Source organism: Tomitella biformata AHU 1821 (genome assembly GCF_000524475.1).
In the GTDB taxonomy this organism is placed as follows: Bacteria; Actinomycetota; Actinomycetes; order Mycobacteriales; family Mycobacteriaceae; genus Tomitella; species Tomitella biformata.
Map to the genome: position 1 here is coordinate 128,353 of NZ_BAVQ01000003.1, position 15,744 is coordinate 144,096.

The following is a 15,744-nucleotide window of genomic DNA, read 5'->3' on the forward strand; positions in this document are numbered from 1 at the left end:
CCCGGCGTGCCACTAACCCTCGACCTCAACCAAAGGGTTAGAGTTATGTCAACTACCGAACTAAGGGCTGACGGTATTGAAGCCGTCGACATTAGGCCAGCAGGCGCGCCGTACGTGATGGTTTTTTGGGTTTACTTGGCCGTCGGCAGGCTCGGGCTGGAGATATCGAAGACCTGGCCCGGCTGGCTGAGCACCGCCAACGCAACCGCGCCCTTGAGAGGCGTGTCGGCGGCGTTGCCCCAGCGTACCCGCCTACCGTCGTAGAGCGTCAATTCGAAATCGTCCTTGGAATTGATCGCCAACTCCGAGACCTGGTCCCACAACGGCCGCGGCAGCTCCCCCAGCAGTTGCAGTCCCTCCCGCAGCAGCTCGGGATTCTCCAGCGCCTGCGGGGTGGAGATCCTCGGCAGCCCCATCGGCGGGGGCTCCACCGCGTAGTCGACACCGAACTCATCGAGCATGTGCGGGCCGTCTTCGCCGTCGTAATATGCCCACGGCATGCGCTCCACGATCTCCACCGCGAGCGTTGACGGGTACTCCCGCTTGACCCGCACCTGCGCGACCCGCGCGATCCCCGCCACCCGACGCGCCGCGGCCTCGGTGTCCACCCGCAGGAGCGGAGTGCCCTCCACTCCCCCGAGCGCCGTCAGCACCTCCGTCCGCGGCAGCTGTTCCAGGCCCTGCACGTCGATCACGCGCACCGACAACACCGGGCTCAGCCATGCGGCCAGCGCCAGCCCAAGGACCAGCAGCGCGGTCCCCACAGCGAGCCAGGCTCGATGCGAGATCGCGGACAGCCGTCTAATGCGCATCGCCGCTAATCCCGAGTACCCAGGTTCGGGTCGCCCAGCCTTGGATCACGCAGCGCCGCAAGGATCTCCGGGCCCAGCATCGTGACATCGCCGGCCCCCATGGTCAGCACGAGGTCGCCCGGCCGCACCAGGCCGGCGATCTGCGCGGCAACCGCGGACAGGTCCGGCTGGTAGTAGGCGGTGGACGTGATGTTCTCTGCGATGAGCGCGCCGCTGACACCGGGCACCGGGTCCTCGCGGGCCCCGTACACGTCCAGGACGACCGCGATATCCGCCAGCCCCAGCGCCACCGCGAACTCGTCCGCAAAGGCCTCCGTCCGGGAGTACAGGTGCGGCTGGAACACGACGACCACACGGCCGTTGCCCCCTGCCACCAGGCCGCGGGCCGCACCGAGCACGGCGGTGACCTCAGTGGGGTGGTGCGCGTAGTCGTCGATGACACGCACGCCGCCGACCTGCCCGCGGTCTTGGAACCGCCGGTGCACGCCATCGAAGGCCGCGAGTCCCGCCAGCACGTCGGCCACGTCGAGCCCCGCCGCACGCGCGGCGAGCAGGGCGCCGAGCGCGTTGAGCGCCATGTGCTTGCCTGGCACGCCCAGGCGCAGGGTCCGCAACGTGTCCTCGCCGTCGAGCTGGAGTTGGCCCACGCCGCCACCGTCGACCGCGTCCCAGCCCAGCAGCCGGGCGCCGATCGGGACCTCGCCCGCCGGGATCTCGCCGTCCACGCCCTCCGGGGGGCCGCCGTAGCCGAGGACGCGCACGCCCTTGGCCAGCGCCCGCGCGGCCAGCGCGGCCGAGCCCGGATCGTCCAGGCAGGCCACGAGCAGACCGCCCGGCTCGATGCGGTCCACGAAGTCGTCGAAGACCTGGGTATAGGCCTCGACCGTGCCGAAGTAGTCCAGGTGGTCCACGTCGACGTTGGTCACGATGGCGATGCTGGGCCGGTATTGCAGCAGTGAGCCGTCGCTCTCGTCGGCCTCGGCCACGAAGAGGTCCCCGCGGCCGTGGTGGGCGTTGGTGCCCGACTCGTTGAGCTCGCCGCCGACCACGAACGACGGGTCGATGCGGCAGTGCTGCAGCGCGACGACGACCATCGACGTCGTCGAGGTCTTGCCATGGGTGCCTGCCACCAGCAGCGAGCGGTACCCCTCCATCAGAGAGGCCAACACGGCTGGGCGCAGGATCACCGGAAGGCCCCGCTCGGCGGCGGCCACCAGCTCCGGATTGGTCTTGGGGATCGCGCTCAGTGTGGAGACGACCGCGGTGGGGCCATCCTCGAAGATGTCCAGCGCCGCGGCGGAGTGCCCGATGCGCACGTGCGCGCCGCGGGCCCGCAGGTCCACGACGCCGCGGCTCTCCTTGGCGTCGGACCCGGAGACCTGGCCGCCGCGATCCAGCAGAATACGGGCGATCCCGGACATGCCGGCTCCGCCGATCCCGATCATGTGGACGCGCCGCAGATGCGCCGGCAAGTCCGTCTCGGGCAGGCCAGCGCCAGCCACAGGATTAGTCATCTCTCCACTCCCGCAGTTTGAAGGACGATCTCCGCGATGCGGCGCGCGCTGTCGCGGTGCCCGGCATCGGCGGCGGCCCGCGACATCGCGGCCATCCGCTCGGCGTCGCGCAGCAGAGGCACCATGATCTCGACGACCCGCTCCGGGGTGAGGTCGGCGTCGAGGACGATCACTCCGCCGCCCGCGTCGACGAGGGGGCGCGCGTTGAGCTCCTGCTCGCCGTTGCCGTGTGGCAGCGGCACATACATGGCGGGTAGCCCCACCGCGGACACCTCCGCGACGGTCATCGCGCCGGCCCGACAAATCACAGCGTCCGCCGCGGCGTAGGCCAGATCCATCCGGCTCAGGTACGGCACCGCGACGTACGCGGGCGCGTCGGGCGCCGCGGCGGCAGCGACCTCCACAGAATTCTTGGGGCCATGCGCGTGCAACACCCCGATGCCCGCCGCAGCCAGCGCGGGGGCGGTGCCGGCGACGGCGGCGTTGAGCGATTGCGCGCCCTGCGAGCCGCCGAAGACCAGCAGCGTGGGCGCGTCCGGGTCCAGGCCGAAGTGCGCGCGGGCCTCTGCGCGCAGTGCCGCCCGGTCGAGCCGGGTGATCGAGCCCCGCAGCGGGATGCCGATGACCTCCGCGCGCGGCAGCCCGGAGCCGGGCACCGCCGCGAGGACACGGGCCGCGCCGCGGGCGCCGACCTTATTCGCGATGCCGGCGCGGGCGTTCGCCTCGTGCACGATCACCGGCACCGCGGCGCGGCGCCCCAGGATCGATTTACGGGCCGCGACGTATGCGGGCAACGCGACGTAGCCGCCGAAGCCGACCACCACGTCGGCCTGCACCTCGTCGAACACCACGCGGGTGCGCTTGACGGACCGGCGGACCCGCCCGGGCAGCCGCAGCAGGTCCATCGTGGGCCTGCGCGGCAGTGGCACCGGCGGGATCAGCTCGAGCTGGTAGCCGCGCTCGGGCACCAACGTGGTCTCGAGCCCGCGCTCCGTGCCGAGGGCCGTGACCCGGATGCCTGGCGCCATTTCACGCAGCGCGTCGGCCACCGCTAAGGCCGGCTCGATGTGGCCGGCGGTGCCGCCGCCCGCCACCACCACAGAGATGTGTGCACCTTCACCGGTCACCAACGACTTCCTCGCTCTCGATCGATGGGGCCTGGCCCCTGGTATCTACGCGACTCCGGCGAGCGCACATCGCCATGTCTACTCGCGCCCCGCCTGTTCGCGCCGGCCGCCGGATCGCGCCACGGACTGCCGAGGGGATCCTCTGCCCGCGCGCGCGGACGCTGCTCGCCACGACGATACTGCAGGTCGTCGCCTGCCCCTCGGCCCTCGGCCCGCCGCGCACCGCGCTGCTGCTGGCCTGACCGCTGTTGACCTGACCGCTGTTGTCCCGAGCGCTGCTTGCCTGCACGTTGCTGGGGGCTAGGGCGGCGATCCCCGTTGGGATTGCGGCCCTGCGCGTTCTGCGGCGCGGGCCTTCGCGCGGGTCCACGCCGGACGGGTGCCGGTTTGGTCGGGCGGCTGCCAGTCCAATATGGGCTGGTGGGCGAATATGGCACGGGCACGGGCAGCCGTAGCCAGCGCAGCGATCGACGCTCCTTGCCTGCGCGCAGGGCGGCGATGGCCTCCGGCTCGTGCCGTGCGGCGCTGGCCAGCAGGCCGAACGTGGCAAGGGTGATCGCCGTGGAGCTGCCGCCCGCCGAGATCAGCGGCAGCTGCAGCCCGGTCACCGGCAGCAGGCCCACCACATAGCCGATGTTGATGAAGGCCTGCGCGATGGTCCACACCGTGACCGAGGCCGCGAACAGCCGCAGGAACGGGTCCAGCGAGCGCATCGCGATCCGCATGCCCGCGTAGGCGAACAGCGCGAACAGGATCAGGACGCCCAGGCAGCCGATCAGCCCCAGCTCCTCGCCGATGATCGCGAAGATGAAGTCGTTGTGGGCGTTCGGCAGATAGTCCCACTTGGCGCGGCTCTGGCCGGGGCCGCGGCCAAAGAGTCCGCCGTCGGCCAGCGAGAATTTAGCCTGCAGCGCCTGGTAGCCGCCCTGCTGGGGGTCCGCGGACGGGTTCAGGAACGACGTCATCCGCTGGGCCCGGTAGTCGGAGGTCATCGCGAGGATGACGGCCGCCAGCACGCCGCTGCTGACCACGCCGACGAACCACTTCATCTTCAGCCCGGTGAACCACAGCAGGGACGCGACGATGATGCCCATGGCGATCGTCGTGCTCAGGTTCGGCTGCAGCATCACCAGGACGAAGGTGAGCAGCGACGCGCCCCCAAGCCAGAATTTCGGGTTGCCGGCCAGGCCGGGGCGGATCTGGCCCCGCACGAGGATGTGCGCGCCCCACAGCACCAGCATGAGCTTCATGATCTCCGACGGCTGCACGGTGATCGAGCCGATGCCGATCCAACGGCGCGCGCCGTCGACCTCCTCGCCGATCCCGGGGATCAGGACCAGGAACAGCAGGACCAGCGCGACGATCATTCCCAGGCTGGAGAGCCGGCGCAGCAGCCCGATGGGGATGCGCAGCGCCAGGTAGAACAGCACCGCGCCGATCCCGACAAACATCAGCTGGCTGTTGAACATCGAGTACGCGGAGCCGTCGCGGGCATAGGCCTCGACGCTCGAGGCCGACAGAACCATCGCCAGACCGGAGACGGTCAGCAGGATCGTCACCGTCACGACCAGGTGGAACGAGGTCAGCGGGCCGCGCAACCAGGTGCCGATGGCGACGCGGGGCGAACGCCGGCCGGACTGATCCGGGGTGGGCGATGCGGGTGTGGGGGGTTTCGTGGTGGCCATGGCGCTCCGCGGCTCAGGACCCGGTGCTCGGGCGCTCGGCGGTGGGAGCTAGCCCCTGGACTGCGGCAACGAAGCTGCGGCCCCGCTCGCCATAGTCGCGGTACATGTCCAGCGAGGCCGCCGCGGGCGCGAGGAGCACAGTGTCGCCCGATTCTGCGAAGGCGGTGCCGGCGCGCACGGCTGCGGACATGACCTGCTCGGTCGTGTCGACCCGCACCACCGTTGCTGAACTCACGCTCACATCCTCGCCTGCGAGGACCTCCACGATGGGGACCTCGGGCGCGTGTTGCCGCAATGCGTCCACCAGCTGGCCTCGATCCTGACCCAACAGCACCGCCGCCACCAAACGCGGCGCGATGTCGCGAACCAGGTCGTCGACTGCCGCGCCCTTGAGGAGCCCGCCCGCGATCCAGACGACCCGCTCGTGGGCGAGGACGGAGGCGCGGGTGGCGTGCGGGTTGGTCGCCTTGGAGTCATCGATGTAGGCGACGCCGGCGATCTCGTCGACCAGAGCCGCCCGATGCGGGCCCACCTGATGCGCGTCCAGGCCGGCGGCGATAGCGGCTGGCGCGACTCCGATCGCCCGGGCCAGCGCGGCGGCCGCGAGGGCGTCCATTGTGCCCGCGGGCCCGGCCGGGTGGATCTGCGAGACCTGGGCCAGGGGGATTCCAGCGGCGCTGTCCGCGCCCCCGAAGGCCCGGTCGATGATGCGGCCGTCGACAACGCCCAGCTCGTCGGGACCGGGCTCGCCGAGGCGGAACCCGATAGCCCGCGCCGCCGGGGCACCCGCCAGGAGGGAGGCCGCGATCTCGTCGTCGAGGCCCGCCACCGCGATGTCACCGGTGAGAGCCTGCGCCTTGGCCCGGGCGTATGCAGCCATGCCGCCATGCCAGTCCAGGTGGTCCTCGGCGACGTTGAGCACGACGCCCGCCCGTGGCCGCACGGATGGCGCCCAGTGCAATTGGAAGGAGGACAGCTCGATGGCCAACACGTCGGCGCGCGTGTCCGCGGTCAGCGCGTCAAGCACGGAGAGCCCGATGTTCCCGCAGGCGGCGCTCGCGATGCCGGCCGCGGCGAGGATCGAGTCCAGCATCGACGTGGTGGTGGTCTTGCCGTTGGTGCCGGTGATCGCGAGCCACGTCCGCGCGGGGCCGAACAATTCCTGCTGGTCGGCCTGCCAGGCCAGCTCGATATCGCCCCACACGGGAATTCCGAGTGCGGCGGCCGCGGTCAGCAGCGGGCTGTCCGGCCGCCAGCCGGGGCTGGTCACCACCAGCGCGACGCCGTCTAGGGCCACCTGCTCGGGGGCCACGAGCGCCATCCCCGACGCCACGAGCTCGGCGGCGTCCGGGGTCAGTGCGGCCAGCTCTGCGCCGTCCGCGAGGACCACCGTCGCGCCGAGGCCCGCCAGCAGGCGCGCGGCGGCGACTCCGGAGACCCGCGCCCCGGCGACCACGATGGTGCGGCCGGCCAGCTCGCGCAACTGCGTCATGACCCGATCGCCCCGAGGTATTCGCCGTAGAACAGGGCCAGACCGATGGCGCTCGCCATTGCGGTGAGCAGCCAGAAGCGGATGATGACCGTGGTCTCCGGCCAGCCGCCTAGCTCGAAGTGGTGGTGGAACGGCGCCATGCGGAAGGGGCGGCGTCCGCTGGTGCGGAACACCGCGATCTGGATGACGACCGACGCGGCCTCGGCGACGAACAGCGCGCCGAGCACGACCGCGAGAAGCTCCGTCTTGCTGGTGATGGACAGCCCGGCGATGAGGCCGCCGAGGGCCAGCGAGCCGGTGTCGCCCATGAAGATCTTGGCGGGCGCCGCATTCCACCACAGGAAGCCGACGCATGCCGCGCCAGCGGAGATCGCGAGGATCGCGAGGTCCAGGGGGGCATCCACTTGGTAGCAGCCGACATCGAAGTTCGTGCGCACACACGAGTTGCGGTACTGCCAGAACGTGATGACCACGTAGGCGCCCATGACCATCGCCATCGAGCCGGCGGCCAGGCCGTCGAGCCCGTCGGTGAAGTTCACGGCGTTGGACCAGGCGCTGACGAGCAGCAGGCAGAACAGCACGAACACGACGCCGCTCATGGTGATGGTGTTGATGTCGCGCACGTAGGACAGCGCGGCGGGGCCCTCGGTGTTGACGAACTTCAGCACGAGGACGCCGAAGATCACCGCGGCCAGCAGCTGCCCGATGGTCTTCGCGGTCTTGTTCAGGCCCAGGTTGCGCTGCTTGCGGATCTTGAGGAAGTCGTCGAGGAAGCCGACGACGCCCAGCACTGTCGCCAGGCCCAGGACCAGGAGCCCGGAGGCGGAGGGCGGGTCCGCGTCGAACATCATCCCGATCAGGTGTGAGCCCCAGTAGCCGGCCCAGGTGCCGGCGATGATCGCGACGCCGCCCATGGTGGGGGTGCCCCGCTTCGCCTGGTGGCTGGCCGGCCCCTCCGTGCGGATCTCCTGCCCGAAGCCCTGCTTCGAGAAAATCTTGATCAGCAGCGGCGTCAGCAGGATCGCCACGAACAGGGCGATGGCCCCGGCGAAAAGGATCTGTCTCATGCTCCGGCCTCCGGCTGGTCGGTGTTGTCAGGAGTCAGCAGCGCGTCGGCGACCCGCCACAGGCCCACCGACTGCGAGGCCTTGACCAGGACGATGTCGCCCGGCTCGAGCTCGTCCTCGAGGAGTTCCACGGCGGCCGCCACATCGGGCACCAACGCAGCCTCGTCGGCCCACGAGCCCTCCATGACGGCACCCTGGTACAGCGCGTTCATGGCGCGATTCGAACCAACGCAGATGATCTTCTCGACGTCCATGCGGACGGCGAAGCGGCCGAGCGCGTCGTGTTCGACGACGGCGTCGGGCCCCAACTCCCCCATTTCGCCGAGGATCGCCCAGGTCTTGCGCTTGCCGCGCTCGGGCATCGGCACGCCGTGCTCGGGCTCAGAGCGCGCCATGGTGACCATCGCGCGGATCGCGGCGCGCATCGAGTCGGGGTTCGCGTTATAGGAGTCGTTGATGACGGTGACCGCGTCGGCGCGGGTCCGCACGTCCATGCGCCGCCCGGACACGGCGGCGGAGGCGCTGAGGGCGGCGGCGATCTGCGCCACGTCGGCCCCGCACTCCAGCGCGACGGCGGCGGCGGACAGGGCGTTGCCGATCTGGTGCTCACCGTGCACCGAGAGCGTCACCGCGGCGCTGCCGCCATCGGCGACCTCGAGTGTGAAGCTGGCGCGAGCCTGGCTATCGAGCCGCACGCCGGTGGCGCGCACGCCGGCCTTTGTCGACTGCCCCACGAGCACGACACGCGCCGTGGTCCGCGACGCCATCGCCGAGACCAGCGGGGCGTCGGCGTTCAGGATTGCGACGCCGCCGTCGGCCGCTGCGGGCAGCGCCTCTACGAGCTCGCCCTTCGCCTGCGCGATGGCCTCCTGCGACCCGAACTCGCCGAGGTGGGCGAAGCCGACGTTGAGCACGACGCCGATGCGCGGCGGGGCGATCTGCGCGAGTGTGCGGATGTGCCCGATGCCGCGGGCGGAGAGCTCCAGCACCAGGTTTCGGGTGTCCGCGTCGGCGCGCAGGGCGGTCCACGGGTGGCCGAGCTCGTTGTTGAAGGAGCCGGGGGGCGCCACTACTGGACCCAACGGGGCCAATACCGAGGCGATCAGGTCCTTCGTCGAGGTCTTGCCGGAGGAGCCGGTGACGCCGACGACGTTGAGCCCGTGCCCGGCGACGAGCCCTGTCACACTGGCCCGCGCCAATGCGCCCAGTGCCTGCAGCACCGCGGCGCCGGAGCCGTCCGCGTCATGCTCGGACGCCCCTGAGCCCTCGACCACCAGGTCGGGGCGCGGATCGACCACGATCGCGGGCACGCCCACCGGCCGCGCGGCGAGGACAGCCACCGCACCCTGCCCGACGGCCGTCGCGGCGAACTCGTGCCCGTCCGAGTTGGCGCCGTTGAGGGCCACGAAGAGGCCGCCCGGGCCGATCTTCCGGGAGTCGAACTCGACGCCTCCGGTGACCTGGGCGTGCGCGTCCGGCACATCGACCAGCCGGCCGCCCACCGCCTCGGCGATGTCCGCCAACGTCATTGGAATCACTCGTCGTCCTCGCTCGTCGCCTTGTCCATGCCAGCCTGCTCCGGGTCTGCCAGTCTTTCGGTGGCCAGTCTCTCGATGGCCTCCGCCACCACTTCCCGGTCGTCAAACGGATGCTTCACGCCGGCCACCTCTTGGCCGAGCTCATGCCCCTTGCCGGCCACCAGCACCACGTCGCCGGCCCGGGCCCATGCCACCGCGTCGGCGATGGCGAGCGCGCGGTCGCCGAACTCGCGAACCTCCGCCCGTGCATCCTCCGACACCGAGAGCGCGCCCGCCAAAACGGCGGCCCGAATCGTGGCCGGATCCTCACTGCGGGGGTTGTCGTCGGTGACGATCAGCAGATCTGCCCCCAGGGCCCCGGCCGCGCCCATGATCGGCCGCTTGCCCGTGTCCCGGTCTCCCCCGGCGCCCACCACCACCGCGAGCCGGCCGCTGCACTGCTCGCGCAGCGTCGCGATCACGGCCTCGAGTGCCGCGGGCTTATGCGCATAGTCGACGACGGCCAAAAACGGCTGGCCCCGATGGACCCGTTGCAGTCGTCCCGGCACCGACGCGCCCGCCAGCCCCGGCGCGGCGTCCGCGGCCGACACCCCTGCGGCCGCCAGGAGCGCGAGGGCCACCAGCGCATTGGCGATATTGAAGCGGCCGGGTAGCGGCAGCTCGATGTCGACCGCCTGCCCGCTGGGGCCGCGCACGGTGAACCTCTGCTCGCCCGAGGCCGCCACGACGGCGCCGTCCGCCTGCCAGTCTGCAGTGGCCGACACTCCCACGGTGGTCGTCGGCAGCGCGGGCTGCTGTGCGGCCATCGCCGCCATCTGCCGGCCCCAGCGATCATCCACGCACACCACCGCCCGCTGTGCGCGCACGGTCGAGTCGGCGGCGAAGAGCCGGGCCTTGGCGGCAAAGTAGTCGTCGAGGTCGCGGTGGAAGTCGAGATGGTCCTGGGACAAATTCGTGAACGCGGCGGCGGCGAAATGGCAGCCATCGACTCGGCCCAGTGACAGCGCGTGGCTGGAGACCTCCATGACGACGGTGTCCACGCCGCGCTCGACCATCACAGCTAATAGCGCCTGCAACGCCGGCGCCTCCGGGGTGGTCAGAGCGCTGGGCGCGCGGGTGCCGTCGATCCGGGTCTCCACGGTGCCCACCAGCCCGGCCGTGCGTCCGGCCGCCATCAGGCCGGCCTCCACCAGGTAGGCGGTGGTGGTCTTACCGGCCGTGCCGGTGATCCCAAGCAGGGTCAACTTCGACGAGGGGTCCCCGTAGATCAGCGCGGACACGGCCCCGAGCACCTCGCGCGGCGCACGGTGGCGCAGAACGGGGATCTCGATGCCGGCGTCCGCGATCAACGCTGCGCCGGCCTCGTCCGTCAGCACCGCGACAGCGCCCTGGGCCACCGCGTCGGCCGTGAAGGACGCGCCGTGGCTGTGGCCGCCCGCGAGTGCCGCGAACAGGTCCCCCGGCGCGATGTCCTGCGCCCGCAGCGCGACGCCCGTGACAGTGGCAGGGACGTCGCCGGGCAGGGGCGCGATCCCCGCGGCGGCGCACACCGCAGACAACGGGGTGCGAGGTGGGTTCGAGGGTCGGAGCGATCCCGGCTGTGGCGTGCTCTGCATCGGGGCATCGCTCCTCTCGGTAGTTTCTTGTGGGCAGCCTTTGCCCGCCAGTGAACATTACTTGCCTGCCGAGTGGCATCCCGCCCGGCTGCGGGACCCACTACCCTCCGGTCAGTCCGCCTGGAGCACTAGTTGCGGGGCGGGCGGGGACATCGGCACGCGGTCACGCTGCAGCAACCAGGCCGCGATGTCATGGAACAGCGGGGCTGCGGACTGGCCACCAGTGCCGTCGGAGCTGCGCTGCGGCTTGTCCAGCATGATCGCGATCACATAGCGCGGATCGTCCGTCGGGGCCATTCCCGCGAAGGTGATCCAGTAGTCGGAATTCGAGTAGCACCCGCACGCCGGATCCACCTGCTGCGCGGTGCCTGTCTTGCCGGACACTTGGTAGCCCTCGACCGCCGCCTCCACACCGGTGCCCCGTTGGTTGCCGGTGTCGTCCTGGACCACCGCCCGGAACATGTCCCGCACCGTGCGCGCGGTCTCCGGGCTCACCACCTGCACCGGCTCTGGCTCGTCGGGCGCCTGTACCTCGCCATCGGGTCCGATGATCCCCTGCACGATGCGCGGCGGGATGCGCGTGCCGTCATTCGCGATGGTCTGGAACAGCCCCGCCATCTGCAGCAGCGTCATCGACAGGCCTTGGCCGATCGGGAGGTTCGCGAAGGTGCCGCCCGACCACTGGTCAAGTGCGGGCACCATGCCAGCGCTCTCCCCCGGCAGGCCCACATCCGTGCGCTGGCCCAGCCCGAACTTCGTGAGCATGTCCGAGAACCGCTCCGGCCCCACCCGCTGCGCCAGCATCAGGGTGCCCACATTCGAGGACTTCCCGAACACGCCGGTCGTCGTGTACGGCGCGACGCCGTGCACCCACGCGTCCGCGACCGTGGCGTTGTCCATCGTGATCGAGCCCGGCACCTGCAGCACCTCATCGGGGGTCGTCAACCCGTCCTCGATGGCGGCCGCCGCCGTGATGATCTTGTTCACCGAGCCCGGCTCGAACGGGGTGCTGACCGACAGGTTGCCCAGCTCTGCCTTCGCGTTCGCAGGGTCGCCCAGCCCCAGCGACGGATCCAGGGTGTTGTCGTTCGACATCGCCAGCACATGGCTCGATTTCGCGTCGAGCACCAGCGCCGAGACGTTCTCCGCCCCGGACTTGTCCTTCGCGCTCTGCACCGCCTGCTGCAGGAAGTATTGCAGGTCCGAGTCGAGGGTCAGCTGCACGTTCGAGCCATCCACCGCCGGGTGCACGTCGCGCAGGCTGCCGGGGATCTCGTCCCCCGCGGAGCCTTGGTCGTAGGTCTTCGAGCCCGCGGTGCCGGCGAGCAGCGCGTCCATCGAGGACTCCAGGCCCAGTGCCGCCTCGCCATTCGGCTTGACGGCGCCCACGATGTTGGCGGCAAGCGCGCCGCCGGGGTACTCCCGCACGTTGTCGGGGTCCGCGCCGACCAGTGAGAACTCCGAGGTGATCTCGGCGGCCTTGGCCGGGTCCACCTGACGGGCCAGATACACGAACTGAGCCGTGCCATTCATCTGCTCGAGCAGCTTCTTCTCCGGCGCGGCATCGCCCAGCAGCTCATGGATCTTCGCCGCGGCGTCCGCGATATAGGTGTCCGGATCAGGCGAGGTGGGCGAGATCTCCTGCTGCGCGGTGAGCTTGCGCCGCACCTCGACCGGCTGGAACGTCAGGGCCTTCGCGGTGAGCGTGTATGCGAGCGGCTGGCCCGCCGAGTCCAGGATCTGGCCTCGGTTCGGCGTCTCGACGGCGGTCATCGTCCGCTGGCTCGCCGATTCCGCCGTCAGCTTCGGCGCCTGGATTCCCTGAACCCACACCAGCTGGCCGATCACGATGACACACAGGCCGGCCATGACCATGCTCATCAGGTTGGAGCGCTTTCGGAAATCTACGACGATGCCCTCGCCGCGCCGCGTGCCCGGCCGCGGGTGCCGCTGGGCCGGACGGGGCTGGCCCGAGCGTGCCTGGCCAGATCGATTCTGACCGGTGCGCTGCTGGCCCGGCCTCTGCGGTCCGCCGCGGCGGGGGTCTACTGGCTTACGGGGATTCGCGCTCACTGACCGACGCCCGGGTCTGACGCCTCCACAAGGGGTAGGCCGTGGGTCGGGTTCGGCACAGGCACGGGCATCTCGCCGGCCCCATCCGTCTCCGGCGCGGGGACCGCGGGCCCCGCGACGGCTACCGGCGGCGCCACCGGCGCCGACTCGGCGGGCGAGGCGGGGGCGGGTGCCGGCACTGGCGCGACCGTAGTCGCAGACCCAGGCCGCACTGCGGTCAACGGTGCCGGGGCCGGGCCGTCGGCTGCCAACGGCGTTCCCTCGAGCCGGACGGAGCCGTCCGCGCCCACGACAAGGCGCGGCACGTTGCTGCTCTGCACCATGCCCAGTTCCGCGGCCTTGCGGGCCAGTACCGGCGCGGAGGTGCCAGCCTCGACCGCCTGCTCGAGCCCGGCCTTCTGATTGCTCAGGTCCCGGTTCTGTTGCCTCGACGCAGTGATCTCGTAGGACTGGCCGGTGGAGTTGGTGCTCAACCACAGAGTCAAGCCCATGCCGGCCGCGAGGATTCCAAGAACCAGGGCGACAAAAGGAATCCGCTTCGCGAGCATCCGGGCGTCCCCGCCATGGGATGCGGGGCCATTGGCCTCCCGCACCGAGCCGGTGCGCCGCTGCCTGCGCAGATAGGCCTTCGCCGCCGCCGCCGACCGCCCCTCAGGCGCGCCGGAACCCAGACCGCGCCCGCTATGTGGGCGCGCAGACCGTTGTCCGCGCTTGGCGGCTGAGCCCGCGCTGTCGGAGTTACGAGGCTTGCGCCCGGTAGTGGCGGTCGCGGTCATGTCATCTCCAAGCAATCCGTTGCGCGCATCGCAGTCGGACTGGCGCCGACCGCGGGTTGCTCTCAATTTCTTCTTCCGTCGCCTTCTCTGCCCCACGGGTGATCAGCCGGAATTCCGGCCCCATCCCCGGCAACTCCATCGGCAGGTCCTGCGGGCTCAACGACTTGACCCGCTCCGCCAGCGCATGCTTGACCACGCGGTCCTCCAGCGACTGATAGGACATGAAGGCCACGCGGCCCCCGATGCCCAAGGCCTCCAGCGCCGCCGGCACTGCCGCCTCGAGCGAGTCGAGCTCGCCGTTGACCTCCACCCGAAGCGCCTGGAAGGTGCGTTTGCCGGGGTGCCCACCGGTGCGTCGCGTCGCCGCCGGAATCGCCGTGTACAGGACCTCCACCAGCTCCGCCGTCGTCGTGAACGGAGTGTTGACGCGTCGCCGCACAACCTCGCCGGCGATGCGCGAGGCGAACCGCTCCTCGCCGTACACCCGCAGGATCCGCGTCAGGTCTGACTTCGAGTAGGTGTTGAGCACGTCCGCGGCGGTGGGGCCCTGCGTCGGGTCCATCCGCATGTCGAGGGGCGCATCCACCGAGTACGCGAAGCCGCGCTGAGTCTCGTCGAGCTGCAGGGATGACACGCCAAGGTCGAACAGGATCGCGTCCACTCCCCCGCGTGGGTCCACACCGGCGGACTCGAGGGCCTCGGCGATGCCGTCATAGCGCGTATGGACCAGCGTGATGCGGTCGCCGAACTGCTCGAGCCGGCTGCCCGCGATGCCGAGCGCCTGCGTGTCGCGGTCCAGGCCGATCAGCCGCAAGCCGGGGAAGGTGCGGAGGAAATGCTCCGAGTGGCCGCCCATGCCGAGGGTGCCGTCAACCATCACCGCGCCGGCCCCGTCCGGGGACTTCGCCGTGATGGAGGGGCCGAGCAGCTCCTCCGCGCGATGCAACATGACCGGGACATGGCCGAACTCACCCGATCGGGGCTTAGCGTCGCCCGCGCCGTCCACCATCATCGCTCCCAGTGTCGTTGCGTCTTGTCGGTTTGGTGGGCCTGATCGCCCGCTAGATTGCCGTGAAATCGCAGCGGCGAATGTCCAGAGGTCTCCGTCTGAACGAGCCTGGCGTTGGGGAAGTACGTCAGGATCGGGGTCAGACGGAGGCCTCGTGACATTCGCCGAGGCCGCGTGAAGCGGTTAGAAAATGCTGCCGAGCGATTCATCTCGGGCCTGCGAATAGCTCTCTTCGTTCTCCTCGATGTAGTTGTGCCACGCCTCCGCGTTCCAGATCTCTAGGAACGTCACGGAGCCGACGACCACGCACTCTCGGGATAACCCGGCATACCGGCGGTGGTCCGCGGACAGGGAGATCCGCCCCTGTCCATCGGGATGCTGCTCATCGGTTCCCGCCGCCAACGCACGAACAAATGCGCGGGCCTCGGGGTTCGTCCGAGACGTCGCAGCTGCCTTCGCGGCCAGCTCCATGAAGGCATCGCGCGGATAGACCGCGAGGCTGTGGTCCTGCCCTTTGGTGACCATCAACCCTCCCGCCAACGAGTCTCGAAACTTGGCCGGCAACGTGAGCCGGCCCTTGTCGTCGAGCTTGGGCGTGAAGGTTCCGAAGAACATCCCGCACCTCCCACCCGAACTGATCGTCTAATCGAGTTCTCGACCTCGCGACCACTGTGAAACACCTCTATGCGTTCCACTGGTCACCACGGTACCCCACTTTCCCCCACTTACAACCACAACTCTGTAGGTTGCTCACCTGAACTGGGCATCATCCCAGCTCAGACGCATAGAACTCGGTGGGGGGAAATATTGACGCACCCAACAGGACAGTCCCTCAGCCCGCTCCACGATCGTGTCCCGGACCGGTAGGGGCACTCTCATCAGGCGTTTCCGCACGCGGCGGCACGCCGTGGGTCATTGTGGGGATTACGGGGGCTGTGGGGACTATGGGGCGACAGGGGTTTCACAACAAAACGCGGGACCTCAGCTCGAGGTCCCGCGTTGTACATGAAGATGAATCTGTCAGGCGGTCTCAGC

Annotated in this window: 12 protein-coding genes; all 12 read right to left on the reverse strand. The window is 70.2% G+C overall.

The annotated features are described in order from the left end of the window. Nucleotides 1-131: 131 nt before the first annotated feature. Nucleotides 132-812, reverse strand: a complete 681-nt coding sequence (locus TBIF_RS22630) for a cell division protein FtsQ/DivIB (RefSeq protein ID WP_038169375.1) — start codon at nucleotides 810-812, stop codon at nucleotides 132-134. Between the two features lie 5 nt (nucleotides 813-817). Beyond that, entirely contained in the window at nucleotides 818-2,326 is a 1,509-nt protein-coding gene (murC, locus tag TBIF_RS22635) for a UDP-N-acetylmuramate--L-alanine ligase (RefSeq protein WP_051461301.1), read from the reverse strand. Next, nucleotides 2,323-3,453 carry an undecaprenyldiphospho-muramoylpentapeptide beta-N-acetylglucosaminyltransferase gene (gene murG / locus TBIF_RS01590; protein WP_024793132.1) on the reverse strand — a complete coding sequence of 377 codons (1,131 nt, stop codon included), beginning with the start codon at nucleotides 3,451-3,453 and terminating at the stop codon, nucleotides 2,323-2,325. Before murG ends, murC begins: the two co-directional genes overlap by 4 nt. After that, on the reverse strand, nucleotides 3,450-5,138 hold the full coding sequence (gene ftsW, locus TBIF_RS22640) for a putative lipid II flippase FtsW (RefSeq protein ID WP_024793133.1): 1,689 nt from the start codon (nucleotides 5,136-5,138) through the stop codon (nucleotides 3,450-3,452). Before ftsW ends, murG begins: the two co-directional genes overlap by 4 nt. Nucleotides 5,139-5,151: 13 nt before the next feature. Beyond that, nucleotides 5,152-6,630: a UDP-N-acetylmuramoyl-L-alanine--D-glutamate ligase gene (gene murD / locus TBIF_RS01600; RefSeq protein ID WP_024793134.1), complete on the reverse strand. Its 1,479-nt coding sequence runs from the start codon at nucleotides 6,628-6,630 to the stop codon at nucleotides 5,152-5,154. Continuing rightward, nucleotides 6,627-7,697: a phospho-N-acetylmuramoyl-pentapeptide-transferase gene (mraY, locus tag TBIF_RS01605; protein WP_024793135.1), complete on the reverse strand. Its 1,071-nt coding sequence runs from the start codon at nucleotides 7,695-7,697 to the stop codon at nucleotides 6,627-6,629. The genes murD and mraY overlap by 4 nt, the downstream gene beginning before the upstream one ends. Further along, nucleotides 7,694-9,235 carry a UDP-N-acetylmuramoyl-tripeptide--D-alanyl-D-alanine ligase gene (locus tag TBIF_RS01610; protein WP_024793136.1) on the reverse strand — a complete coding sequence of 514 codons (1,542 nt, stop codon included), beginning with the start codon at nucleotides 9,233-9,235 and terminating at the stop codon, nucleotides 7,694-7,696. The genes mraY and TBIF_RS01610 overlap by 4 nt, the downstream gene beginning before the upstream one ends. Next, nucleotides 9,232-10,851, reverse strand: a complete 1,620-nt coding sequence (locus TBIF_RS01615; RefSeq protein WP_024793137.1) for a UDP-N-acetylmuramoyl-L-alanyl-D-glutamate--2,6-diaminopimelate ligase — start codon at nucleotides 10,849-10,851, stop codon at nucleotides 9,232-9,234. The genes TBIF_RS01610 and TBIF_RS01615 overlap by 4 nt, the downstream gene beginning before the upstream one ends. 111 nt (nucleotides 10,852-10,962) lie before the next feature. Next, complete coding sequence (locus TBIF_RS01620; RefSeq protein WP_372435109.1) at nucleotides 10,963-12,765, reverse strand: peptidoglycan D,D-transpeptidase FtsI family protein; 1,803 nt, start codon at nucleotides 12,763-12,765, stop codon at nucleotides 10,963-10,965. 155 nt (nucleotides 12,766-12,920) lie between these two features. Continuing rightward, nucleotides 12,921-13,700 carry a cell division protein FtsL gene (ftsL, locus tag TBIF_RS24300; protein WP_051461302.1) on the reverse strand — a complete coding sequence of 260 codons (780 nt, stop codon included), beginning with the start codon at nucleotides 13,698-13,700 and terminating at the stop codon, nucleotides 12,921-12,923. Between the two features lies 1 nt (nucleotide 13,701). Beyond that, on the reverse strand, nucleotides 13,702-14,709 hold the full coding sequence (rsmH, locus tag TBIF_RS01630; protein ID WP_024793140.1) for a 16S rRNA (cytosine(1402)-N(4))-methyltransferase RsmH: 1,008 nt from the start codon (nucleotides 14,707-14,709) through the stop codon (nucleotides 13,702-13,704). Nucleotides 14,710-14,892: 183 nt separating this feature from the next. After that, a complete protein-coding gene (gene mraZ / locus TBIF_RS01635) occupies nucleotides 14,893-15,324 on the reverse strand; it encodes a division/cell wall cluster transcriptional repressor MraZ (protein WP_024793141.1) in 432 nt (143 codons plus the stop codon). Nucleotides 15,325-15,744 lie beyond the last annotated feature (420 nt).

What these genes read in the sequence shown, in the direction of transcription:
- murD (WP_024793134.1), bottom strand. Translation starts at nt 6,630, where the DNA reads ATGACGCAGTTGCGCGAGCTGGCCGGCCGCACCATCGTGGTCGCCGGG.
- mraZ (WP_024793141.1), bottom strand. Translation starts at nt 15,324, where the DNA reads ATGTTCTTCGGAACCTTCACGCCCAAGCTCGACGACAAGGGCCGGCTC.
- rsmH (WP_024793140.1), bottom strand. Translation starts at nt 14,709, where the DNA reads ATGGTGGACGGCGCGGGCGACGCTAAGCCCCGATCGGGTGAGTTCGGC.
- TBIF_RS01615 (WP_024793137.1), bottom strand. Translation starts at nt 10,851, where the DNA reads ATGCAGAGCACGCCACAGCCGGGATCGCTCCGACCCTCGAACCCACCT.
- murC (WP_051461301.1), bottom strand. Translation starts at nt 2,326, where the DNA reads ATGACTAATCCTGTGGCTGGCGCTGGCCTGCCCGAGACGGACTTGCCG.
- ftsW (WP_024793133.1), bottom strand. Translation starts at nt 5,138, where the DNA reads ATGGCCACCACGAAACCCCCCACACCCGCATCGCCCACCCCGGATCAG.
- mraY (WP_024793135.1), bottom strand. Translation starts at nt 7,697, where the DNA reads ATGAGACAGATCCTTTTCGCCGGGGCCATCGCCCTGTTCGTGGCGATC.
- ftsL (WP_051461302.1), bottom strand. Translation starts at nt 13,700, where the DNA reads ATGACCGCGACCGCCACTACCGGGCGCAAGCCTCGTAACTCCGACAGC.
- TBIF_RS22630 (WP_038169375.1), bottom strand. Translation starts at nt 812, where the DNA reads ATGCGCATTAGACGGCTGTCCGCGATCTCGCATCGAGCCTGGCTCGCT.